This window comes from Maribacter sp. 6B07 (genome assembly GCF_002700155.1).
In the GTDB taxonomy this organism is placed as follows: Bacteria; Bacteroidota; Bacteroidia; order Flavobacteriales; family Flavobacteriaceae; genus Maribacter; species Maribacter dokdonensis.
In genome coordinates, this window is sequence record NZ_PDUT01000004.1 from 513783 (window position 1) to 538809 (window position 25027).

General features: G+C 36.3%; 20 protein-coding genes. 12 read left to right on the forward strand and 8 right to left on the reverse strand.

All coding sequences use genetic code 11. From position 1 onward, the window contains the following. Nucleotides 1-22: 22 nt before the first annotated feature. The gene (locus CSC80_RS16510) at nucleotides 23-319 is read left to right on the forward strand and encodes an N-acetyltransferase (RefSeq protein WP_058103053.1); all 297 of its coding nucleotides are present in this window, start codon (nucleotides 23-25) and stop codon (nucleotides 317-319) included. A 38-nt stretch (nucleotides 320-357) separates the two neighbouring features. Here CSC80_RS16510 and mtaB read toward each other — a convergent pair whose 3' ends face one another. The 3 genes from mtaB to CSC80_RS16525 form a co-directional block, all read right to left on the reverse strand. Beyond that, nucleotides 358-1686 (reverse strand): tRNA (N(6)-L-threonylcarbamoyladenosine(37)-C(2))-methylthiotransferase MtaB, encoded by a 1329-nt coding sequence (gene mtaB / locus CSC80_RS16515; protein ID WP_099193096.1) that lies wholly within the window; start codon nucleotides 1684-1686, stop codon nucleotides 358-360. Between the two features lie 86 nt (nucleotides 1687-1772). Then, entirely contained in the window at nucleotides 1773-2948 is a 1176-nt protein-coding gene (locus tag CSC80_RS16520) for a GlmU family protein (RefSeq protein ID WP_099193097.1), read from the reverse strand. A gap of 145 nt (nucleotides 2949-3093) precedes the next feature. Beyond that, nucleotides 3094-3354 carry a type B 50S ribosomal protein L31 gene (locus tag CSC80_RS16525; protein WP_058103056.1) on the reverse strand — a complete coding sequence of 87 codons (261 nt, stop codon included), beginning with the start codon at nucleotides 3352-3354 and terminating at the stop codon, nucleotides 3094-3096. 181 nt (nucleotides 3355-3535) lie between these two features. Between CSC80_RS16525 and CSC80_RS16530 the strand changes: the two genes are divergently transcribed. From CSC80_RS16530 to CSC80_RS16545, 4 genes are read left to right on the forward strand one after another with little or no spacing between them, the layout of a single operon-like run. After that, complete coding sequence (locus CSC80_RS16530; RefSeq protein WP_099193098.1) at nucleotides 3536-4057, forward strand: DUF4199 domain-containing protein; 522 nt, start codon at nucleotides 3536-3538, stop codon at nucleotides 4055-4057. A gap of 46 nt (nucleotides 4058-4103) precedes the next feature. After that, nucleotides 4104-5063, forward strand: coding sequence for a glycosyltransferase family 2 protein (locus CSC80_RS16535; RefSeq protein ID WP_099193099.1), 960 nt, complete (start codon nucleotides 4104-4106; stop codon nucleotides 5061-5063). Nucleotides 5064-5105: 42 nt separating this feature from the next. Beyond that, a complete protein-coding gene (locus CSC80_RS16540) occupies nucleotides 5106-6815 on the forward strand; it encodes a phospho-sugar mutase (RefSeq protein ID WP_099193100.1) in 1710 nt (569 codons plus the stop codon). Then, a complete protein-coding gene (locus tag CSC80_RS16545) occupies nucleotides 6815-8641 on the forward strand; it encodes an ABC transporter ATP-binding protein (protein ID WP_099193101.1) in 1827 nt (608 codons plus the stop codon). Before CSC80_RS16540 ends, CSC80_RS16545 begins: the two co-directional genes overlap by 1 nt. A gap of 72 nt (nucleotides 8642-8713) precedes the next feature. Here the strand turns inward: CSC80_RS16545 and CSC80_RS16550 are convergent, their stop codons facing one another. Then, the gene (locus CSC80_RS16550; RefSeq protein WP_099193102.1) at nucleotides 8714-9412 is read right to left on the reverse strand and encodes a hypothetical protein; all 699 of its coding nucleotides are present in this window, start codon (nucleotides 9410-9412) and stop codon (nucleotides 8714-8716) included. A gap of 139 nt (nucleotides 9413-9551) precedes the next feature. On the opposite strand from CSC80_RS16550, the gene CSC80_RS16555 reads away from it, so the two are divergent. The 3 genes from CSC80_RS16555 to CSC80_RS16565 are packed head-to-tail and all read left to right on the forward strand — an operon-like array spanning nucleotide 9552 to nucleotide 11064. Next, nucleotides 9552-10094: an RNA polymerase sigma factor gene (locus CSC80_RS16555; RefSeq protein WP_074674228.1), complete on the forward strand. Its 543-nt coding sequence runs from the start codon at nucleotides 9552-9554 to the stop codon at nucleotides 10092-10094. A gap of 33 nt (nucleotides 10095-10127) precedes the next feature. Next, nucleotides 10128-10634 carry a hypothetical protein gene (locus CSC80_RS16560; RefSeq protein ID WP_099193103.1) on the forward strand — a complete coding sequence of 169 codons (507 nt, stop codon included), beginning with the start codon at nucleotides 10128-10130 and terminating at the stop codon, nucleotides 10632-10634. Then, nucleotides 10627-11064: a hypothetical protein gene (locus tag CSC80_RS16565; RefSeq protein WP_099193104.1), complete on the forward strand. Its 438-nt coding sequence runs from the start codon at nucleotides 10627-10629 to the stop codon at nucleotides 11062-11064. Before CSC80_RS16560 ends, CSC80_RS16565 begins: the two co-directional genes overlap by 8 nt. Here the strand turns inward: CSC80_RS16565 and CSC80_RS16570 are convergent, their stop codons facing one another. Then, a complete protein-coding gene (locus CSC80_RS16570) occupies nucleotides 11065-12087 on the reverse strand; it encodes an oxidoreductase (protein ID WP_099193105.1) in 1023 nt (340 codons plus the stop codon). A gap of 154 nt (nucleotides 12088-12241) precedes the next feature. Here CSC80_RS16570 and CSC80_RS16575 point away from each other — a divergent pair, with 154 nt between their 5' ends. Continuing rightward, nucleotides 12242-13456, forward strand: coding sequence for a methyltransferase domain-containing protein (locus CSC80_RS16575; RefSeq protein WP_099193106.1), 1215 nt, complete (start codon nucleotides 12242-12244; stop codon nucleotides 13454-13456). A gap of 67 nt (nucleotides 13457-13523) precedes the next feature. Here CSC80_RS16575 and CSC80_RS16580 read toward each other — a convergent pair whose 3' ends face one another. After that, nucleotides 13524-15116, reverse strand: a complete 1593-nt coding sequence (locus CSC80_RS16580) for an amidohydrolase (protein WP_099193107.1) — start codon at nucleotides 15114-15116, stop codon at nucleotides 13524-13526. Between the two features lie 158 nt (nucleotides 15117-15274). Further along, nucleotides 15275-15640 carry a helix-turn-helix domain-containing protein gene (locus tag CSC80_RS16585; protein ID WP_074674233.1) on the reverse strand — a complete coding sequence of 122 codons (366 nt, stop codon included), beginning with the start codon at nucleotides 15638-15640 and terminating at the stop codon, nucleotides 15275-15277. Nucleotides 15641-15913: 273 nt separating this feature from the next. Between CSC80_RS16585 and purL the strand changes: the two genes are divergently transcribed. Beyond that, nucleotides 15914-19636, forward strand: coding sequence for a phosphoribosylformylglycinamidine synthase (gene purL / locus CSC80_RS16590; protein WP_099193108.1), 3723 nt, complete (start codon nucleotides 15914-15916; stop codon nucleotides 19634-19636). A 78-nt stretch (nucleotides 19637-19714) separates the two neighbouring features. Here purL and CSC80_RS16595 read toward each other — a convergent pair whose 3' ends face one another. Continuing rightward, entirely contained in the window at nucleotides 19715-22309 is a 2595-nt protein-coding gene (locus CSC80_RS16595) for a T9SS type A sorting domain-containing protein (protein WP_099193109.1), read from the reverse strand. Nucleotides 22310-22563: 254 nt separating this feature from the next. Between CSC80_RS16595 and CSC80_RS16600 the strand changes: the two genes are divergently transcribed. Both CSC80_RS16600 and CSC80_RS16605 read left to right on the forward strand, forming a co-directional pair. After that, complete coding sequence (locus tag CSC80_RS16600; RefSeq protein ID WP_099193110.1) at nucleotides 22564-24336, forward strand: AMP-dependent synthetase/ligase; 1773 nt, start codon at nucleotides 22564-22566, stop codon at nucleotides 24334-24336. Nucleotides 24337-24591: 255 nt separating this feature from the next. Then, the gene (locus CSC80_RS16605; protein WP_058103072.1) at nucleotides 24592-25023 is read left to right on the forward strand and encodes a MarR family transcriptional regulator; all 432 of its coding nucleotides are present in this window, start codon (nucleotides 24592-24594) and stop codon (nucleotides 25021-25023) included. Nucleotides 25024-25027: the final 4 nt, after the last annotated feature.

Consider the following 25027-nt stretch of genomic DNA (forward strand, 5'->3'; position numbering starts at 1 on the left):
TAACAACACTAAAATTACCTATATGAACGATGTTATCATTAATGACAATTCTTTTCTGCGCCAGTTTGAAACTACGGTAAACGGTCATCTTGCTAGAATAGAATATTCTTCTCAAGAACGAAAAGTCTTTCTTACCAAATTGGTAGTTCCAGAAGAAATTACAGACGAAAGTTTTAGGGAAAACTTCATCAAAGCCGTTCTAAGTATTATTCAAGAAAGAAATCTTAGAGTTGTTCCAACAAGTCCTCATATTGCAGGATTTCTACGTAAAAATAGAAGACAATACAAAGAGATGCTACCTATAGGTATACGCATCTAACAAAATTTAAAAGCCTTTCTTCGGAAAGGCTTTTTTTTTTACGCTTCAACTTCTTCTTTTACAAAATTGAACCTAACCAAACCATCATTGTCTATTTCTGTTAGCTTCACTTTATGCAAGGTATTAACCAACGCCGGATTCCAGGGTGATTTCACCTTAACATAATTCTCCGTGAATCCATGAATATAACCTTCTTTATTCTCGCCTTCAAACAAAACAGTAAGATCATTACCTAATTGACTTTCATAAAAAGCCCTTCTTTTCTTTACAGACAAACCTCGCAACATTTTGCTTCGCTTATTACGCACTTTATTAGGCACTACCCCATTCATTGTGGCAGCTGGCGTATTATCTCTTTCCGAATAGGTAAAAACATGTAAATATGAAATATCCAAATCATTTAAGAAATGATAGGTCTCTAAAAAATGTTCTTCGGTCTCTCCTGGAAAACCTACAATAACATCTACACCAATACAGCAATTTGGAATTACCTCCCTAATTTTTGCAACGCGCTCCTTATAAAGATTGGTCATATACCTACGCTTCATCAATTTCAAAAGATCATCACTACCGCTTTGTAATGGTATATGAAAATGAGGTACAAAAGTTTTACTTTGAGCAACAAACTCAATGGTTTCGTTTTTCAAAAGATTGGGCTCAATTGAAGAGATTCGTAGCCGATGAATACCATCTACATCATCTAACGCCTTTACCAAATCTAAAAAAGTATGTTCGTGCTTTTTATTACCGAATTCACCTTTACCGTAATCGCCAATATTTACTCCTGTCAATACGATTTCCTTAATACCTTGTTCAGATATATCCGCAGCATTTTTCAGCACATTTTCCAAGGTATCACTTCTAGAAATTCCACGAGCAAGCGGAATTGTACAATAGGTACATTTATAATCACAACCATCTTGAACCTTTAAAAAAGCTCTGGTTCTGTCACCAATTGCATAGCTACCTACATAAAAGTCGGCGTCGGCAATTTCACAAGAATGCACTTGACCATGGTCATTTTTAGTTAAATCATTTATATAGTCGGTAATCTTAAATTTCTCGGTAGCACCCAACACAAGATCAACACCATCAATATCTGCCAGCTCTTCAGGTTTTAATTGTGCATAACAGCCAACAGCGGCCACAAAGGCATCTGCATTTATTTTCTGAGCTTTTTTAACAATAGTCTTAAATTTCTTATCTGCATTATCTGTTACAGAACATGTATTTATTACATACATATCTGCTTTTTCAGAAAAATCAACCCTTTCAAATCCTTCATCTGCAAAACTACGGGCAATTGTAGAGGTTTCCGAAAAATTCAACTTACATCCTAAAGTGTAAAATGCCACTTTTTTCTTCATCTAATCTTCTCTTTTGAGAATGCAAAAATACTTAAACTTCAACTAGTTTAAAAAAATACAACTATTTGATATTCAGATTTAAAGACTTAATACTTTCTCCATTTTTTAGTTATCTCGAATACATGGGTAAGAATATCGGCTTCAATTTCATTGAACTCCACCCCTCTTCTAGCCATCATTACCTTAGCAGCATCAAATGCTTTTGCAGGCTGATAAGCTGTAAAACCAGAAGCTCCGCCCCAACTAAAACTAGGAACAAAATTTCTAGGAAACCCTGGCACATAAATATTGGAATTTACCCCAATTACAGTTCCCGTGTTGAACATAGTATTAATGGCCGTTTTACTATGATCACCCATCATTAAACCACAAAATTGGAGGCCTGTTTGCTCAAAACGCTCTGTAGCGTAGTCCCACAAGCGCACTTTTGCGTAGTTATTCTTAAGGTTAGAGTTATTGGAATCCGCACCAATATTACACCACTCTCCCAATACCGCATTACCCAAATAGCCTTCATGACCTTTACTGGAATAGCCAAAAATAACAGAATTACTAACTTCACCACAGACTTTACTATACGGACCAATAGTTGTTGCCCCGTAAAGCTTACCTCCCATTTTTATTATTGCATTGTTACAAAGTGCAAGAGCACCTCGTACAAGGCTTCCTTCCCAAATTTCAGCATTCTTACCTAAGTAAATAGGTCCGTCCGTTGCATTTAGGATACTGAATTCAACTTTTGCCCCTTCTTCAAGAAATATACGCTCAGGATGTATTAATTGATTGGTTTCTGAAATAGGCTGACTCTTTCTTCCTTTTGTAATAAAATCAAAGTCCGTTTGTAAAATGTCCGCATTCTTATCAAAAATATCCCAAGTATTATTGATCTGGACTAAATCATTATTAAATTCTACAATAGAAAATGAAGCCAACTCTTCCGCCCCCTTGACATGACTACTACAATAAGCAATCGTTAATTTTTTGGATTTCAAGACTTGCCCATCTTCCAATGCATTTAAGGCATTTACCAAATCTGGAGTAGGCAAAACCGATGCATCTATAAATATATTTTCACTTTCAATATTAACAGGATATTTAATGCTTAAATAATCTTCTGTAAGAGAAGAAACAGCCACTTTCAAATAAGCCTCCCACCTTTCTCGTAAAGTCAAAATACCAACTCGAATTTCCGATACCGGACGGGTAAAAGTAAATGGTAATAAATGATCTCTACGCGGACCATCAAAAAGAATAAAGTTCATGCTAGATGATTTTTTTCAAAATTAACAATTATCCCTTGAGCATTTTTAAATAATGGATGACTTCCATTATTTAAAAGTTAAAAGAAAAAGAAACGCCCTCGAAAAAAAATTCGAAGGCGCTATATTTATAAAAGAAAGAAAAAGATTATTTCTCTTCTTTCGAGAATTTCTTGTACTTGTTCTTGAACTTATCAATACGACCAGCTGTATCCAATAATTTGGCTTTACCAGTGTAAAAAGGGTGAGAAGTTCTTGAGATTTCCAATTTAACCAATGGATACTCAACACCATCAACCTCTAAAGTCTCTTTAGTATCCGCTGTAGATTTTGTTAAAAATACCTCTTCGTTAGACATGTCCTTAAAGGCCACGATTCTATAATTTTCTGGGTGTATATCTTTTTTCATTTTAAAAACTTTAACGCACCCATTCCGACGGGCACTCATTTTAAGGCTGCAAAAATAGTGAAAATCTATAAATGAGCAATTACAAATCGTAAAAAAATCAAAAATAATATTTCATCACATTTGTAACAAAATTGAGGACCACTATACTAATAGATAAAACAACCTATAATCTCTTTATACAATGGAAGAAAATCAACCCAAAACAGGAAAATTCGCTTTAAACTATGGCATACTCACTGGTCTTATCGGTATAATATTTGCTATTATGCTTTTTGCAATGGACATGCACTACGAACAAGGTGCTGCTATTCAAATTACCCAGACCTTAATTTTAGCTGCAGGTATTATATTCGCAATCGTACAATTTAAAAAAGCTGGTGGCGGATTTTTAACTATTTCAGAATCATTAAAAGTTGGAGCCGGTGTCGCTCTTATCGCTGCAATTGTTGGATTATTATATTTCTTTTTACTTTCAAACGTAATCGAGCCCGGTTACATGGATAAAGTATATGAAATCGGAAAAATTAAAGCCATGGCCGACAACCCTAGCCTTACTGAAGAGCAAATTGACCAAGGTATAGAAATGAATAAGAGTTTTGCTTGGATTATGTACCCTGTGTTGATTATAATGAATGTAATTGTTGGTCTAATCACAGGTTTAATCACCGGATTAATTCTGAAAAAAGAAGATACAGCTTATTAATACTAAGTAATTGTAGTATTTTTGGAGAGAATACCAGAAGTCGCGCATGCAATTATCAATAGTAATTCCGTTACTTAACGAAGAAGAATCACTTAAAGAACTTCATGATTGGATTGTATTTGTAATGCAATCCAATCATTTTTCTTACGAAATACTTTTCGTAGATGATGGTAGTACGGACAATTCTTGGAAAATCATTACAGAATTATCACAGCAAAACCCTTCTGTAAAAGGAATTCACTTTTTACGCAATTTTGGAAAATCCCAAGCATTACATGCCGGTTTTAAAGCCGTAAGTGGCGATGTCACCATTACCATGGATGCCGATTTACAAGACAACCCTGAAGAAATTCCCGAGTTATATCATATGATAACCCATGAAGGTTACGAATTGGTATCTGGCTGGAAAAAGAAACGTTACGATTCAATCATTTTTAAAAACACTCCTTCAAAACTGTTTAACTGGGCCGCAAGACGCACTTCTGGAGTGCGCCTACATGATTTTAATTGCGGACTTAAAGCCTATGCTAAAGATGTGGTAAAGAACATTGAAGTATCTGGTGAAATGCACAGGTACATACCGGTATTGGCAAAAAATGCAGGCTTTTCAAAAATTGGAGAAAAGGTTGTAAAACACCAAGCACGTAAATACGGTAAAACAAAATTTGGAATGGAACGTTTCATAAATGGTTTTCTAGATTTATTGACCATTTGGTTCGTTTCTAGATTTGGCAAAAGACCCATGCACCTTTTTGGAGCATTGGGCGTTTTAATGTTTTTAATTGGGTTTGGATTTGCAATATATTTAGGTATTGACAAGCTATTTATAAATAAATTCGGCAGGTTAATTACGGACCGACCACAATTCTATATTTCCCTTATAGCCATGGTAATTGGAACCCAATTGTTCCTGGCCGGTTTTATTGGAGAAATATTAATACGTTCTAAAAAAGAAGAAAAGAGATATATTATTTCCAAAGAATTGAATACGACTCTTTTAGAATAATAAAATTCTCATTAACTTAAATGCACATAAAACTATAAACCTATGGATAACATCCTAGATACCGCAAAAACCTGGCTAACCGACTTTTTTGATCCAGCCGTAAAAAAAGAAATTGAGCACCTAATTGCCAACGACAAAGAAGAATTGAACGACCGTTTCTATAAAAATATGGAATTTGGAACCGGTGGAATGAGAGGCGTTATGGGTGTTGGCACCAATCGTATAAACAAATACACTCTAGGTAAGAGCACGCAAGGCCTTAGCAACTATTTAAACAAAGTATACAAAGGCGAAGAAATCAAAGTAGTCATTGCTTTTGATTGCCGTAATAACAGCGATACGCTGGCAAGAACGGTTGCTGAAGTATTTTCTGCAAATGGTATAAAAGTTTTTCTTTTCTCAGAATTACGTACCACACCAGAACTTTCATTTGCCGTTAGGCATCTAAATTGTCATGCAGGTATTGTTTTGACCGCATCTCACAATCCACCAGAATATAACGGATATAAAGTGTATTGGACCGATGGCGGACAAATTGTTCCACCACAAGATGGGGAAATTATTTCTGAAATAAACTCGCTTGGTTTTGAGGATATTAAATTCACCCCTAATGACAGCCTTATTGAGGTAATTGATAAGGAAGTTGATGAGGCTTTTATTTCTCAATCTGTTGCTGCAGGTAATTTTAACGCTGCAGGGAAAGAAAATTTTAAAATTGTATTCACGTCGTTACACGGTACATCAATTACTGCCATACCAGAAGTTCTGAAAAGAGGTGGGTATGAAAATGTAACCATCATTGATGAACAAGCGAAACCAGACGGAAACTTCCCTACGGTTAAATCTCCAAACCCAGAAGAGTCAGAAGCGCTTTCAATGGCTGTTAAGAAAGCCGAGGAAATTGGTGCAGATATGGTTGTAGGTACAGATCCAGATAGTGATCGCTTAGGTATTGCCGTACGCAATCTTGATGGAGAAATGGAAATTGTCAACGGTAACCAGGCAATGGTACTTATGACAAAATTTCTTTTGGAGAAGAGAAAGGAAAAAGGATTCAAAGGCAATGAATTTATTGCCACAACTATAGTTTCTACACCAATGATGGAAGCCATGGCAAAAGCGTACGGTGTAGAATTCAAAACTTCTTTGACCGGATTTAAATGGATCGGTAAAATGATCAAGGACTTCCCTGAATCTGACTTTATTGGTGGTGGCGAAGAAAGCTTTGGTTACATGGTAGGTGATTTTGTTCGCGATAAAGATGCGGTTACCTCTACCCTATTGGCTTGCGAAATTGCCAGTCAAGCAAAAGCTAATGGCAGTTCTTTCTATAAAGACCTAATTCAATGTTATGTTGATTATGGTTTCTATAAGGAGCACTTAGTTTCTATTACCAAAAAAGGTATTAGTGGTGCAGAAGAAATTAAGCAAATGCTTAAAGATTTTAAAGAAAACCCAGTAGAATCAGTTGCTGGATCTAAAGTAAAGTGGATTGAAGATTACAATACTTCTACTGCCAAAAATGTACTGACGGGTGAGGAAAAAACTATTGATATTCCGAAATCCAACGTTTTAATCTACGAAACCGAAGATGGCACAAGAATTGCCGCTAGACCAAGTGGAACGGAGCCAAAAGTGAAATTCTACATTAGTACCAATACAAAATTGGAAAAAACCGAAGATTATAAAAAAGTGGCGGCAGAACTTGACAATAAAGTCAAAAGCATTCTTGCTGAGCTTAATTTAGCTTAATGAACTATTTCAAAAAGATTCTTCGCTTTGCGAAGCCTTACAAGATATATGCAATTTTAAACATTATATCTAACATCTTTTACGCACTGTTTTCAACATTGGCAATGATATCATTATTTCCAATGTTGAACGTGCTTTTTAACCAAACGGAAAAAATACATACCAAACCAAAATGGAGCGGTATAACCGATCTAAAAGATTACGCAACAGATTCTCTAAACTTTTACATAACAAAACAAAGCCAGCAAACAGATTCAGGCGAAGTTCTTATGTACATGGTTGGGCTGATTATTACCATGTTTCTATTAAAAAATCTTTTCAATTATTTAGCAATGTATTTTATTACGTTTCTACGTAACGGTGTCCTTAAAGATTTACGTAATGAACTATATGATAAAACTGTAGAATTACCTATTTCGTATTATTCTGAAAAACGAAAAGGTGATACTATTGCCCGTATAACTTCAGATGTACTAGAAATTCAACATTCATTTCTATCTATTTTGGAGCTAATCGTTAGAGAGCCCTTAACTATAATTTTTACGATAATAGCAATGCTCACCATTAGTCCGAAACTGACGTTGTTCGTTTTTCTGTTTCTTCCATTATCCGGATTCTTAATTTCTTTGATTGGTAAATCGTTAAAACGTAAATCGGACAAAGTTCAACAAGAGCAAGGTTACTTCTTATCCATTTTAGAGGAAACTTTGGGGGGACTTAGAGTTATAAAGGCGTTTAATGCAGAATCTGTATTCGCCAGAAAATTTCAATCTTCTACGAAAAGATTTTTTAATTTTTCGAACAGTTTGCTAAACAGACAAAACTTGGCTTCCCCAACAAGTGAATTTTTCGGAATTGCAGCCATTGGTGTCATTCTATGGTACGGTGGACAAATGGTTCTTGTTGAAAAAACACTTGAAGCTGAACTTTTTATAACCTACATGGCTTTGTCTTACCAAATTTTAACGCCAGCGAAAGCAATAAGTAAAGCATCTTACGGAGTTAAAAAAGGAAATGCTGCTGCAGAACGTGTTTTAGAAGTATTAGAAACGGAAAACCCTATTTCCGAAATAGATAACCCTATTCAACAGGACACTTTCACAAAGGCTGTGAAGATTGATAATATTTCCTTTAAATATGAAGATGAATATGTGCTAAAAAACTTTAATCTAACCGTTGAAAAAGGAAAAACAGTAGCCCTTGTGGGGCAATCCGGTAGTGGAAAAAGTACTATCGCAAATCTTGTCACTAGATTTTATGATGTCAATGAAGGTGAAATCAGCATTGACGGAAACAACATAAAAAATCTAAGTAAAAAATCGCTCCGAGGTCTATTGGGTCTGGTTACACAAGACTCTATCCTATTTAATGATACGGTTAAGAACAATATTGGCCTAGGTAAGGAAAATGCCACTGACGAAGAAATTATAGCTGCCGCCAAAATTGCCAATGCACATGATTTTATAATGGATCTCCCAAAGGGTTACGACACTAATATTGGGGACAGCGGCAATAAATTAAGTGGCGGACAAAAACAACGTTTGTCCATTTCTAGAGCGGTTCTAAAGAATCCTCCAATTATGATATTGGATGAAGCCACCTCTGCCCTAGATACTGAAAGCGAACGTTTGGTGCAAGATGCGCTTGAAAAAATGATGAAGAACAGAACTTCTATCGTCATTGCACATAGGTTATCAACCATTCAGAATGCTGATACGATCGTGGTACTGCAAAAAGGAGAAATAGTTGAGCAAGGTACACATGCTGAACTTTTAGAATTAAACGGCACTTATAAAAAGCTGGTTGAGATGCAATCGTTGGCTTAACACATAAATATTGCTGAAAAATAAAAAAGCCATCTATAAAAGATGGCTTTTTTCATATTATCCGAATGATCTTTACCTCGCAACTTTAATATCTACTACCATTATTTCACCATTGTTACTTTTCATCTTAATGGCGCCTTTATGACCTGCTGCATTCTCAAATAAAACTACAACCGGGTAATCTTGTGGTCCCATTGCCTCATCCTCATTTTCAATAACTAAATCTATTAATTGACTACCCTCATTAATGGCATCAAATTCTTCTACCGTCATTTGATCAGCCGTATTTTCCATTTTTGTAGTTGTTGCTCCTTCAATTTGCTCATCTTGAAATAAATCATCGGGACTCATCCAAAACAAAAACCCCGGATTCGACGGACTCATATCATACCATGCCAAATCTATAGTAGCACCTTTTTCAGCGTCAATTTCGTTATACGTATATATTTCACCTGTTATGGTTGAGAAAAATCTCTTTGTGTCCAAACCATTTGTGTCAACATCAAATGCTACGTTCTCATAAACCATAAAACTATCAAGTTCTTCGGCCTCCTCTTCAACAACTTCTTCCTCAGTTTCTGTTTCAGTTTCTGTTTCAGTTTCGGTTTCTGTCTCTGTTTCAGTTTCAGATTCGGTTTCGGTTTCGGTTTCGGTTTCGGTTTCTTCAACTACATCAGTAATAATTACATCTTCATCATCATCACTACAAGAGATAATAGAGATTGATACGAACAAGATAAGCACATAGTAAAATTTTTTCTGTAAAATCATTAAATCTAATTTTGGTTTATCTTACAACGTATAGAACCTTATTATATTGAAAATCTTCATTATAATGATAATAACTCTTTTCAACAATTAAACCTTTGACTAAATTCATTGTCTAAGATTAAACAAACCTCAATTTTTGGTGATCGAAGAGGAAACATTAGTTATCGACTTAAAAACAAAGAGCAGACAAGCTCAGGCTTTTGAGGTATTGGTAAATACCTATAAAGAACGCTTGTACTGGCAAATACGTAGTATTGTTTTAAATCATGATGATGCTGATGATGTGCTACAAAACACCTTTATTAAAGTCTATAAAAATATAGACGGATTTAAAGGAGATAGCAAACTATTTTCTTGGATGTACCGTATTGCCACCAATGAAGCTTTGAATTTTATAAAACAAAAAGCAAAGTTACAGGGCGTATCGGACACCGACTACCAAGATAGATTGGTTGAAAATTTGGAAGCAGACGTTTATTTCGAAGGAGATGAAATACAACTTCAACTACAAAAAGCGATAGCCACGCTCCCTGAAAAGCAAAAATTGGTGTTCAATATGAAATATTTTCAAGAATTGAAATATGAAGAAATTTCAGAAATTTTAGACACCTCCGTTGGCGGATTAAAAGCATCGTATCACCTAGCAGTAAAAAAATTAGAACAGTATTTAAAAGAAGATTAAACCTTTTATACAATTGATTGTCAAACGTATATCATGAACAAAAAAAATAACATTCCGTTTAAAACTCCCAAAGGCTACTTTGATAGCTTTGAAGAAAGATTGATGGATAAATTGTCTCAACCAGAAAGTACTTTTCCAGAAGAAAGTGCATTCAAGGTGCCCGATAATTATTTTGAAACGTTCAATGACAGGCTACAAAACAAGCTTGAGACAGAGACGAAGGTGATTCCTCTTTTCCCATACAAGAAAATTTTTGCCATAGCAGCATCTATAGCCGCAATTGCCATTATAGCTTTAGGATACAATTGGGACGGTAGCCAAGAACTAAGTTTCAATGATTTGGCAAATACCGATATTGAAGCCTATTTTGAAAATAATGATTTTGAATTATCTCCTTATGAGATAGCTGAAGTACTACCGGTAACCGATACCGAGTTTTCAGATTTTTTAAGCTCTCCTATTGAGAGCGATAACCTTCTAGATTACTTAAATGAAAATGTAAGTGATTTTGACGAATTAAATTTTTACGAAAATGAATAGACTTGTACTTATTATATTTCTGTTTATCACCACGCTTTCTTTTGGACAAAGAAACCAAAATTGGGAAAAAATAAACACGCTTAAAGTTGCCTTTATTACCGAAAAACTCTCATTAAGCAGTAATGAAGCACAAGATTTCTGGCCCGTTTACAACGAGTACCAAGAGAAAAGAAATGCCTTAAGGAAAAAGAATCACGACCAAATAAGAAGTAAAATAAAGGATGCCGATGCGCTTACCGAAAAAGAGGCGGAAAGTCTTTTAGCACTTCACATTAAAATTGAAGAAGAAGAGGAAGCATTAGACACTAAATTCTTAAAAGATGTCAGTAAGGTAATTACGGCAAAAAAAACACTGTTATTACTACGATCAGAAGAAGAATTCAAACGTCAATTAATGAAGCAGTATCGTCAAAACAAAGGTGGTAGATAACTACTTGAATACTAGTTTTGCTATGCGATTTTTACCTGCTGCATAAGCAACCGAATCGTTTTGAAAGCGCACGGTATAGAAAGATTCATTGGATAATTTTTTCCAACTTTCACCCATATCAGAAGAGTAAGATATGCCCGTAAAACCTACGGCAACGATTTCTTTACCTTCCCTACCTGGCACAAACTGCACACAACTTTTGTATCCTGGCTGTTTACCATCTGCCAGTAATTTCCAAGTTTTGCCCCCATCTTTGGTGATTGCTTTGTTCGCAGTTGAATTATCTGGCTTGGTGTAATCACCCCCAAAGGCTATTCCTAAATTTTCATCATAAAAATCTATAGAATATATACCGTGTGTTGGTTCTGTATGTTGTATGGGGGTCTGATAAACTTCCCAAGATTTTGCTTTATCCGAAGAAAATAAAACCCTACCAGTTGTCGTCGCCATCCAAACCTTATCTCCAACTGACTTAATATTGGTATTGCTTGCCGCAAAGGCACCCTCACCAATAATTCCTTCGGGCAATTGACTGCAAGGAACTTTAGTCCAGGTATTACCACCATCTTTAGTTACAATAACACTTAAGCAATCACCAACTGTATCACCTATTGCAATACCGTCCATATCATTTAAAAAAGTCATTGCATCATAAAAAACATCCTCACCTTCCTCTTTATAAACTATTTCCATTCGTCCGCTATCACCTGTTTTATAAAGTAAGGCAGGAGATTCAACTGACAACATGAAAAAATCTGTTGACGTATGGGCCACAGACCTAAAAGCAGGTATTCCCGTATGATATTTTTGAACGTTTGCCCTGATTTTACCAGAGATTAAATCTACTGTACCAAAGGTGCCCTTATTAGCAGCAAAAGCCACATTATCCCCCATAAGCTCAATTGCCCTGATACTTATAGAATCTGAATAAATAGTCTCAATTTTAACTGAATTAAAAGGCTCATGTTCCACACTTTCCGAACATGAAACCATTAAAATTACCAGAAGAATGACATAACGCATGTAAATAGGGTATAAAGTTTATCAAAAATAAATGGAATCGCTTCTAAAACAATACCTTTGCAGCCATAATTTTTTGGAGGACAAAAGCCTATATCAATAACATTGAATTCATTAACGGCTTCAAATCTTCTGACTTGTAACAATAACACTTCTAATGAAATTACACAGAAATTTGGTGTTTGCCGTAATAGACGCCTTAAACCTAATATTTAACGAAAACGAATATGCCGACAAGGTTGTTCAAAAAGTACTAAAGTTTGATAAACGCTGGGGTTCTCGTGACCGTGGTTTTATTGCTGAAACAACTTATGAAATGGTTCGTTACAAACGTCTTTATACTGAAATAGCGGAAGTTAAAGCGCCTTTCAGCAGACCAGACCTATTTCGCATGTGGGCAGTTTGGGCCGTATTAAAAGGTATAAAGTTGCCAGATTGGAAACAGATAGAACCTACACCGGAAAGAAGGATCAAAGGAAAATTCGATGAACTTTCTCAAATAAGAAAATTTAGAGAGGCAGTTCCAGATTGGATCGACGAACTTGGAGAAAAAGCTCTTGGTGATAAATTATGGACAGAAGAACTTGCTAAACTAAACGAGCCGGCAGAAGTAATTTTACGCACCAATACGCTGAAAACTGACAAAGAGACTTTACGAAAGGCGTTATTAGATGAAAATATAGTAGCAGAACCAATAAGAGGCTACCCTTCTGCCCTAAAATTAGTAGAAAGAGCTAATGTTTTTGTGACCCAAGCTTTTAAGAACGGAATGTTCGAAGTACAAGACGCATCTTCTCAACTGGTATCTGACTTTTTAGATATTGAACCAGGACAACGCGTGGTAGATACTTGTGCGGGTGCAGGTGGAAAATCTTTACACTTAGCTGCTTTAATGGCAAACAAAGGGCAGTTAATATCTATGGATATTTACGGAAGTAAATTAAAAGAACTTAAAAGAAGAGCAAGAAGAAACGGCGCGCACAATATTGAAGTACGTGAAATAGATTCTACAAAGGTTTACAAGAAACTTTACGGAAGTGCAGATAGAGTACTGATCGACGCACCTTGTACAGGATTGGGTGTGCTTAGAAGAAACCCGGATTCAAAATGGAAAATGCAACCAGAGTTTTTAGACAAGATTGTTAAAACTCAACACGAAATTATTAGAAACTACAGTAAAATTGTAAAACCTGGTGGTAAAATGGTGTATGCAACTTGCTCTATTTTACCGCAAGAAAACAGTCACCAAGTCCAGTCTTTCTTAAAATCTGAAGAAGGGAAAGATTTTACTTTGGTAAAGGACAAGAAAATCTATGCCTCTAAAAGTGGCTATGATGGTTTTTACATGGCTTTATTGGAGAAAAGCATATAAATCAATTATTAAAAAGGCTTTCTATTTAAAAACAGAAAGCCTTTTTTTTTATTAGACATTTGATAACCTATTCCTTTAACGTTGGGTATTCAACACCTAGCTGTTCCAAATATGTATCGTATTTGGTTTCGTCGTAATAATATTTTTCCAAAGCCGGTCTAAATTGATCTTGCTTGTCTTTATTTAAGTAAATAGGCGGCATATCACTTTCTGATATCATCGGCTGATATTTGGTTTCTTTTTGCTGTTCATTATTAAAATAATCCCATGCGCCTTTCATAAGTTCCGGCTTCAGTAAAAAGTCGATAATGGTCATAGCCTCTACCTTGGCTCCAGCAACCACTCCCTTATGTGCAATTGGCGTAGCCATGGCAATAGCATTACTCCAATGATGCCCCTGCAATCCGGGTATATTTGAAGGATACCTTAAAGTTACCGTTGGTACTTTCCATGAGATATCCCCAATATCATCAGAACCTCCGCTTATTGGATCAACTACCGGCAACCCTAAATCATCCAATTTAGTGGGCAATCCCTCTATTTTTTCAGAGTTCACTTCTGTCTGCACCGCTTTAGCCAATTTTTGGTCAGCTGCAGACCATTGCGGCAGACCAACTTCTTTTATATTATCATACATGGTTTCGGCAATTACTTTATTATAATGCCTTGGCCATGCCGTACCCAACACTTTAGACGTAATGGTCGTACCTGTCATCAACGCCGCACCCTTGGCCATATCATTCGCCATAGCATACATTTCCATGATTCCTTCATACTTAATATCCCTAAAATAAAACCATATAGAAGCTTTTGATGGTACAACGTTTGGCTGATCTCCCGAATCCGTAAATATAGAGTGAGAACGTTTTAGCGGATGTAAATGCTCTCTCTTATAATTCCAGGCAATGTTCATAAGCTCCGCAGCATCTAAAGCACTTTTCCCTCTCCATGGTGAACCGGCTGAATGTGCTGCTTCCCCATCAAAACTATATTCAACAGAAATTAAACCTGTACCTCTAGTAGGACCGTAAGAAACTCCTAGATTGTTACCCACATGGGTAAAAATACACATATCAATATCATCAAAAAGACCGTCTCTTACGTACCATGCTTTAGCGGCGACCAATTCCTCTGCAATTCCCGGCCATACCAATAATGTTCCGCCAATATTTTCACGCTCCATAATTTTCTTGACCGCCAAGGCAGATGAAATATTCATGGGTATTCCAGAGTTGTGACCTTCCCCATGCCCAGGAGCTCCTTCTACTATAGGTTTATGATATGCCACACCAGGATATTGAGACGCTTTTGGTATACAATCTACATCACTGCCCAAAGCAATTACCGGTCCGTCTCCATTGCTCCACGTTGCAAACCAAGCCGTAGGTATACCTGAAATGGAATGCTCAATTTCAAATCCGTTCTCAGCGAGTATTCCCGTTAAATATTTAGAAGATTCAACTTCTTGAAACCCGAGCTCAGAAAAACTAAAAATTTTATCGACCATAACTTGCGATAATTTTTTGTTCTCCTCCACTAAGACCGCGGCTTCAGATTTTAACTTTTCAATCTGTTTATTAGATCTTTTCTTTTGTGCATATGTCCCCATTAAAGTAAACAAACAGCACATAAATGTACATAAGGTAGTTTTTTGTTTCATTTTAGTTTGAATTAGTTACTAAAAGGTACACAAATTCATTGGCACAAAATGCACTAGCCTTTATTTTTATCTAATTGAAAACTTATTTACCTTATTTTGAAGAAATAGGAATTTTACCCCAATTGAAATGATGTTATCAGAAAGTAGTGTAAAATTTGCTAAAAAAGGGGTAGTTGTTGATTTTGTGGTACTTCAACCACCTCAACTTTCTCTTTTGTTTGTTTTTGCCCCCATTTGGTCATTGCTTGAACTACAGGCAAAAGTGATTTTCCCAAAGGCGTTAATGTATACTCTACACGAGGAGGAATTTCTCCGTATAGCGTACGATCAAGAATACCAGACCTTTCCAATGATTTTAATTGCTTACTTAGCATTTGTCTATTTATACCCTCAATTTCATTAAAAAGTTTATTAAAACGATTGGTTCCTTTAGAAACATGATAGAGAATAATAGGCTTCCACTTTCCACCTAACATATCCATACAATATTCAAGAGCCTTCGTTTCTATATTTTCTTTTGCCATGCTTTTTACTATAACTTCTACTTAATACAACGCTAAATCAGAATATTCTACATGAGTCTAAAAATCAAACTTAAATATATTTAAAAACGTTAATCTAAATTTTAGACTTAAAAGTAATACTTGAATAGGTGCTTTATTTTGATTGATAAAGATAAAACAATATCTCATTATTTTCATTAACAATCAGTGTTTAAAAGTGTTTTAAATTCCCGTAAATAGTAGCGGGTAAAACCTTAATTTTGTACTTTAAAAATCAATACCAGACACACGAAAATGATTCACTTTTTTGGGGAACCTACGAACAAGGTTTTTGCGGTACAGACCGCTAAGGAGCTTTCATCAGAAGAAACAAATAAATTGATATGGTTGTTTGGCAACCAACCTAAAATAAATGCGGCGTCTCTAGACGCCTTTTTTGTTGGTCCTAGAGCCGCTATGATTACTCCTTGGAGTACTAATGCCACTGAAATTACCCAAAATATGGGTATTGCTGGTATTATTCGCATTGAGGAATTCAATAGTGTAAAGGAAGACTTTATAGGATTTGACCCTATGATTTCTCAAAAATATAAGGTACTTGACCAAGAAATCTTTACTATAAATGTTGAGCCAAAACCTATATTGAACATAGAGGACATTAGCGCCTTTAACCAACAGGAAGGATTGGCTCTCAATGATGAAGAAGTTGCTTACTTAGACAATCTTAGTAAAAAACTAGGTAGAAAATTAACCGATTCTGAAGTATTCGGTTTTAGCCAAGTGAACTCTGAACACTGTAGACACAAAATTTTCAACGGTACTTTCGTTATTGATGGTCAAGAGATGCCTACTTCTTTATTCAAATTAATTAAGAAGACATCACAGGAATTTCCTAACGATATCGTTTCGGCATACAAGGACAACGTGGCATTCGTTAAGGGACCTAAAGTGGTACAATTTGCCCCTAAAAGTGCAGATAAACCCGATTTTTACCAAGAAAAAGAATTCGACTCCGTTATTTCCCTGAAAGCGGAAACACATAACTTCCCTACTACGGTAGAGCCATTTAATGGTGCCGCTACAGGTGCCGGTGGCGAAATTAGAGATAGATTGGCCGGTGGTAAAGGTTCATTGCCATTAGCTGGTACTGCAGTGTACATGACCGCATATAGCCGACTGGAAAAAAATCGTACTTGGGAGCAAGGCATGACAGAAAGAGATTGGCTGTACCAAACCCCAATGGACATATTAATAAAAGCCTCTAACGGTGCATCCGATTTTGGAAATAAATTTGGTCAGCCATTAATTTCCGGTTCGGTGCTCACTTTTGAGTATGATGAAAATTCCACTCCTTTTGATTCATCCGAAGAAAATAACACATCCACTTCAACAAGTAAACGAAGATTAGGCTTTGATAAAGTAATAATGCAAGCCGGTGGTATTGGTTATGGCAAAGTGGAACAAGCTATTAAGGCTGAGCCTGAAACTGGTAATAAAATTGTAATTCTAGGTGGTGACAACTACCGTATTGGTATGGGCGGTGCTGCAGTATCTAGTGCAGATACGGGAGAATTTAGTTCTGCCATAGAATTGAACGCCGTTCAACGTTCTAACCCAGAAATGCAGAAAAGAGCTGCAAACGCTATTCGTGGTATGGTGGAAAGCGATGAAAATACCATTGTCTCCATTCATGATCACGGAGCTGGTGGCCACCTTAACTGTCTTTCTGAACTTGTTGAGGAAACAGGTGGAAAAATAGATTTGGATAAATTACCAGTGGGCGACCCTACCCTATCTGCCAAAGAAATTATTGGTAACGAATCTCAAGAACGTATGGGTCTTGTCATCGGTAAAAAAGATATCGACCTACTAAAACGTATTGCGGATCGCGAGCGCTCACCAATGTATGAAGTAGGTGATGTAACCGGTGATGACCGTTTTACTTTTGAATCGAACACCAATGGTGCCAAACCTATGGATTTGGAATTATCGGATATGTTCGGCAGCTCCCCTAAAACCGTAATGACAGATCATACGGTTGAACGCAATTATGCCAATGCCAATTATTCATTAGAGTTTTTTCATGATTACCTTGATGCCGTTCTCCAACTAGAAGCCGTTGCCAGCAAAGATTGGCTAATAAACAAGGTTGACCGTTGTGTAGGTGGCCGTGTAGCAAAACAGCAATGTGTAGGTCCATTACAATTACCTTTGAACAATTGTGGTGTAATGGCTTTGGATTTTAAAGGTAAAGAAGGGATAGCCACTAGTATTGGCCACTCCCCCATTTCTGCACTTATAGACCCGTCTGCGGGTAGTAAAAATAGTATTGCGGAATCTTTGACCAATCTAATTTGGGCTCCTTTAAAAGACGGATTGGCTTCTGTTTCTTTATCTGCCAATTGGATGTGGCCATGTAAAAATGAAGGGGAAGATGCCCGTTTATATAAAGCGGTACAAGCGGTATCTGATTTTGCTATTGAACTAGGTATTAATGTACCTACTGGAAAAGATTCGCTGTCCATGAAACAAAAATATAAGGATGGTGATGTCATTTCCCCTGGTACCGTTGTCATTTCCGCTGCCGGAAATTGTAACGATATTACCAAAGTGATAGAACCGGTATTACAAAAAGATGCTGGAGCTATCTACTACATCAACCTTTCTAAAGATGCTTTTAAATTAGGTGGATCTTCGTTCTCACAAACCCGAAATAGTATTGGTAATGAAACGCCTACAATTACAGACTCCGCTTACTTTAAAACTGTATTCAACACGGTTCAATCTTTAATTAAAGATGATAAAATTGTTGCAGGACATGATGTTGCTTCTGGCGGATTGATTACCACCTTACTTGAACTGTGCTTTGCAAATACCAATTTAGGAGCAAACCTTGACCTTACTGCTTTAGGTGAGACCGATACTATAAAAGTATTGTTCTCAGAAAATGCAGGTATTGTGCTACAAGCAAAAGATGATAGCATCGAATCTGTTTTTGAATCGAATGCGATAGATGCCGTTAAACTAGGAACCGTTTCTAATGAAGCTGTTCTTACCATTAAAAATAATGGTATGGAAATGGGGCTTAACGTTGAGACTCTACGCGATACATGGTTTAAAACATCTTATCTATTGGACAATCAGCAAACCGCAAATGGTTTAGCAAAAGATAGATTTGAAAATTATAAAGTACAACCGTTACAATATACTTTTCCCTCTTCAACTCCATTAACCCTTCCTAGCCGTGCGCTTAACACTGGCGAAAGTAGACCAAAAGCAGCTATTCTGCGTGAAAAGGGAAGTAACTCTGAACGTGAAATGGCAAACGCCATGTATTTAGCCGGTTTTGAAGTTAAAGATGTTCACATGACCGACCTTATCTCTGGTCGTGAAAATCTAGAGGATATTCAGTTCTTAGGAGCCGTTGGCGGTTTCTCCAACTCAGACGTTTTAGGTAGCGCAAAAGGATGGGCAGGCACCATTAAATACAACGAAAAGGCAAATACGGTTATAAAGAACTTCTTTGCTAGACCAGACACCTTATCCGTTGGAATTTGTAATGGATGTCAATTGTTCATGGAATTGGATCTGATTAATCCGGAGCATGAAACTCATGGCAAAATGACGTACAATGATTCTCACAAACATGAGAGCAATTTTACATCAGTAGAAATACAAAAGAACAACTCCGTTATGCTTTCATCATTAGAAGGCAGTAAACTTGGGGTATGGATTTCTCATGGCGAAGGTAAATTCTCTTTACCACTCTCTGAGGACAATTATGATATCGTTGCTAAATACGGTTATGAAGGTTACCCGGCAAACCCCAATGGTAGTGATTTTAACACAGCAATGCTTTGTGATAAAACCGGTAGACACCTTGTAACCATGCCACATATAGAACGTTCTATTTTCCCTTGGAACTGGGCACATTACCCTGAAGACAGAAATGATGAAGTTTCACCTTGGGTCACCGCTTTTATAAATGCCAAGGAATGGATCATAAATCAGAAATAATTACAACCTTTTAAAACCACAAAAGCTGTGTACTACCAATAGATGGGTACACAGCTTTTTTTTTACAACCAAAACATATTATCTCACCAACATCCTTCCGCTCCATGTTTTTTCTTTGGAGTTTTGAAGTTTGTACAGGTACAGGCCTGGGGCCAAATCTTTTCTTTCTACAATAATTTCATTTTGCCCGGCAATACTTTCACCTTCCATATGATGGCTGCCAATAAGCTTACCACTTAAAGAATATATATCCAACTCATAAGTATCTGCATTTTCCTCATAAAAATAAAGGCTGGCACTTTCGATCATAGGATTAGGATACACTACCGATTTATTTAAATCTGTGTCTACAAATTCCTGACCTGGCTCTCTATTGTGGAAATCAACATTTTGCAACTCTAAAGATTTTTCTTCAGCATAACCATTCTCTGCAACCAAATTAAAGGACAACACTTTTATATCGGAAAAATCAGTTTCTTCACCTGCATCATTCTTAAAATCAGTTTCAGACAAGGTGTACACTTTAAGTTCATTCTCTAAACCAACGTTGGTCTTATAGATGGTACCGTCACCTTTTATCAATTGCACATCCATATTGGCAGTACCCTTTGCTTCAAAACTAATTTTAGAATAATCACTTAAATCTACCGCCGTAAACCTTGGATTCAGAGCCCTGTACACACCAACGTAATTACTTGTTGTACCTAATAATTTAATATTACGTTCTATAGGGTAACCATCACCAACATATGGCCCTTCTGCCGGCAACACCTCATAGGTAGATACCGTAGTTGCATCTGCAGAATCATCTAAGCCCCATGGAGCATCTGCCACAAATAAATCATCTGGCGTTGCACCTGATCCGGAACTAATTCTAAAACCTAGATCAAATAAAGTACCTGTTTTTAAGGCAACAGAATCTAAATACCCATCTATTTCCGCAGATACGCCCAAAACTTCAGTAACACTGGTTTCCGTAAGTTTTAAACCGCCTTCAAGGTCAATGCTTTCAGAATTATTATTGTTTACGATATTCAACAATACTTCACCATTCTTATAACTGGCCGATTTTACAAAAACAGGCGGTGGTGTAGACCCGGTATATTCAGATATTTCTGAATTGGCTTCCAACAAATCAAGAATCTCGTCTGCCAACAACAATAGGTCATCTACTGAATTAGACCAGATTTGAAAATTATAGTAAGCGGTATTACTGGTATAAGCATCAATATTCCAATGCGATTCTATTGTAAAGTTACCTTCTGCGTTTACTCTGGCAGAAAATGTCAAGGCGAATTCCAAACTACCATCTGGCTGCTTAATAATAGACTTTATAAAATCTTTTTCCCTTAATTGAATATTACTTACCGATAGCAATTGTGCTCCTAGAAAACGGTCACAAATAAATTTACTGTGCTCATAAACGGTGTTATCTGTTTTGATCACCATTAAAGAACCTAAGTTTGTTGAACCATTTAAATAATCTACGGAATAAATATCCGATGCATTGGTCAAATCCAACAAATCACTTGGTGAAGATTCAATGGTACTGGTTTCTCCTACTACACCCAAAGGAACAAGGGAATTTAAAGGAATGTTATTTACGTCGTTCTTAGAACTTAATCCGTACAGCGCACTTTTAACCAACTTTTTTGCTTTGGTTTTATCAAAGATATAGTTGGATTTAGCTCGGTTAAAATTTCTTTTGCTGATTAAGTTCGCCAATCTATCATTGCTTTCCAACCCTCCCTTATTTGCACTAGAGGTAGTAACTATCACAGGACAGGAAGCAACACCTGAACAAGATGGGTCATCGCAATCCACAAGACCATCACCATCGTCATCAATACCATTTAAACAATCTTCTTGAGGCACAGGTGCCGTAGGGCAACGTGCACCGTCATTACTAGAAGCTGCAGGACCAAATGCAAATATGTTAGACTGTATTATACCTAAGGTAATATCTTGAACATTATCAATTTTATAAACAGAACCGGTTTGGTTGGCAGAAATGTAGAAATTACCATCCACATCAAAATAAACAGCGCCAAAAGTATACTTTAAACCATCAAGAATTGGAACGGCTCCCAAGTTATATACCGTACCTGTAGCAGGGTCTATTTTATATAACAATCTTGTACTTCCCTCTACAGTATACAACATACCATCGGCAGCATTAAAAGCCCAGTCTGCAATATTTAAACTTTGACTTAGTTCAAAAGCACCTAAATATTGTAGATATGTATCTGAATCTGGATTAATATCGACTTTATAATAAGAAGAGCCGCCTGCCTTAAAATAGTAAATACCATCGGGCGAAATATCACCTACATATTTATTTCCGGTAGGTAATTCCGGAATGGTATATTGATCAACAGAATAATCTTTACCTATTCTTATAATGGTGCTTGAAGGTGTTTTTAAATAGCCCCATAAATAACCATCCGTAGGGTTATAACCTACACCATTTACATTACCGGGAGTAATATTTTCAGCAACTAAATAAGAACTACCAGAAGCTAGGTCCAATGCATAAATATCATTATATTGAAATAAATAGGCATTGTAATCACAATTGAAAGGTTCTGATTGCGCTATAGCCTTCGCTCCTATTAATAATGCAAAGACGGTTATTAATTTGAAAAAATAAGCTGTTATGTAGTTTTTTTTCATGTTTTCTACGATTTGGGTAACATTTATTGAAACAAACTTAACTATATATGATAAGGAAAATTCCTACAAAAAGTTAGGTTGATTACATAACACGCTCAAATACAATTTATTGTAGACAAATGGTTAAAATCGATATATTTCCACATAAAAGGCTAGAATTAAGAATATTGTAATGAGAAGCTGATTTATTTAATAATACAATTTTAAAATATGGAGTTCTTTCACTATTTTGCAATTCTTATTAGAAATTAAGTATGCAAAAAGTTACCCGTCTTTTTGACTTCCCATATTATCAGCTAGAAAAGCATGCCTTAGATAAGGCCTTGGTGTCAAAAAAAAATGGAAAGTGGATTAGTACATCTACGCAAGAGTATATCAACAAAGCAAATGCCATTAGTCGTGGGTTGTTACGATTAGGCGTGCAGCCCAACGATAAAATCGCCGTTATTTCACTTACCAATAGAACCGAATGGAATATTATGGATATTGGCATTCTTCAACTTGGTGCACAGAACGTACCGGTGTACCCCACCATATCCGAAGAAGATTATGCCTATGTGCTAAATCATTCTGAGGCAAAATATTGTTTTGTTTCCTGTGGTGAAGTACATGAAAAAGTAGCAGCGATCAAAGATCAGGTACCTAGTTTAAAAAACATCTATTCATTTGATGACCTATCGGATTGTGAAAGTTGGGAAAAAGTATTGGTACTAGGTGAAGACACCACTAACCAAAATGAAGTCGATAGACTAAAAGTTGAGGTTTCTCCAGATGATCTGGCAACGTTAATTTATACTTCCGGTACTACAGGAAGACCTAAAGGTGTTATGCTTTCACACAACAATTTGGTAAGCAATGCCATTGAAAGCTCTAAACGTTTTCCCATTGTTGATGGTGAAACCAAGGCGTTAAGCTTTTTACCTCTGTGCCATGTTTACGAGCGCATGTTAATTTACCTATACCAATTTAGAGGCGTAACCATTTATTATGCTGAATCATTGGATAAAATAAGTGACAATCTAAAAGAAACCAGTCCGCATGTTATGACAGCGGTACCACGACTTTTAGAAAAAGTATATGATAAAATTTATGCCAAGGGTACAGAACTTAGCGGCATAAAAAAGAAATTGTTCTTCTGGGCCGTGGAGCTCGGATTAAAATATGAACCATACGGTAAAAATGGTTGGTGGTATGAAACACAACTTTCAATAGCTAGAAAACTAATTTTTAGTAAATGGAAAGAAGGACTGGGAGGCAATCTTAGTTTAATTGCCTCGGGTAGCGCAGCCCTACAACCAAGATTATCACGAATCTTTAACGCTGCAGAATTTGGATTAATGGAGGGCTATGGTTTATCCGAAACTTCTCCGGTGATTTCAGTGAACGATATGCGTGTTGGCGGTTTTAAAATTGGAACGGTTGGTAAACCTATAGACCGTACTGAAGTAAAGATTGCAGCAGACGGTGAAATTTGCATAAAAGGTCCTCAGGTAATGATGGGGTATTACAAAGACCCTGAAAAAACCAAAGAGGTTATTGTTGATGGCTATTTCTTAACCGGTGATATAGGTGAGCTTGATAGCGAGGGGTTCCTAAAAATAACCGATCGTAAAAAGGAAATGTTCAAAACCTCTGGAGGTAAATATGTAGCACCGCAATTATTGGAGAACCGCTTTAAGCAGTCTAGATTCATTGAGCAAATAATGGTAGTAGGCGAAGGCGAAAAAATGCCGGCTGCACTTATTCAGCCAGATTTTGAATTTTTAAAAGAATGGGCGGCAATACACAAAATTGATATTAACACGAATTCAGATATTATTAAGAACGAGCAAGTATTAGCAAGGTATCAGCAAGAAATTGACGAGGCCAACGAAAAGTTCGCAAAATGGGAAAAGGTAAAACAGTTTAGACTTACCCCGGATATTTGGAGCATTGACGGTGGACACTTAACTCCCACCATGAAGTTGAAGAGAAAAGTTATAAAGGAAAAATACATTTCTCTGTATAATGATATTTATGAGCATTAACAGATAAGAAACCATTTTACATTATAACAATGACACCCAACTGAATCAACATAATTTTTTTAGTTGGGTGTCTTGCTTTTAATTTATTAGCCCGCATACCTGATAAGAATACGCACAACTATAACTAACTATATAGCAACAGTTAAATTATACTCGCTTAAATAACTTTGGTAACGCCCAATTAAATAAAATATAATAAAATTTATTATGCATGCATAATAAATTTTATTATATTTGGGAACCAACTAAAGGAGTATGAAAGAAGCAACGATAGATTATGCGTTGAGAGCTACATGGCAAGCTGTAGCAAGAATGTATAATGAGGAAGCAAAGAAATTTGATTCTACTATGGCCGTTGGCTTTACTTTATTGAGCATTGACCCAAAAGCAGGTACACCTTCAACTTCCCTAGGACCAAAAATGGGAATGGAAGCTACCAGTCTCTCCAGAATTTTAAAAAGTATGGAGCAAAAAGGTCTAATTATAAGAAAACCAAATCCTAAAGATGGTAGGGGTGTTCTTATTTATTTGACAGAATTTGGATTGGAAAAAAGAAACGATTCAAAAAATACGGTCATTAGATTTAATGAAGTAGTTAAAGATGAAGTTACCGATGAAAAGCTTGCCCATTTTTTTGAAGTTACCGAAGCCATAAACAAGCTTATCGCAGACAAAAAATTATTTTAATTCA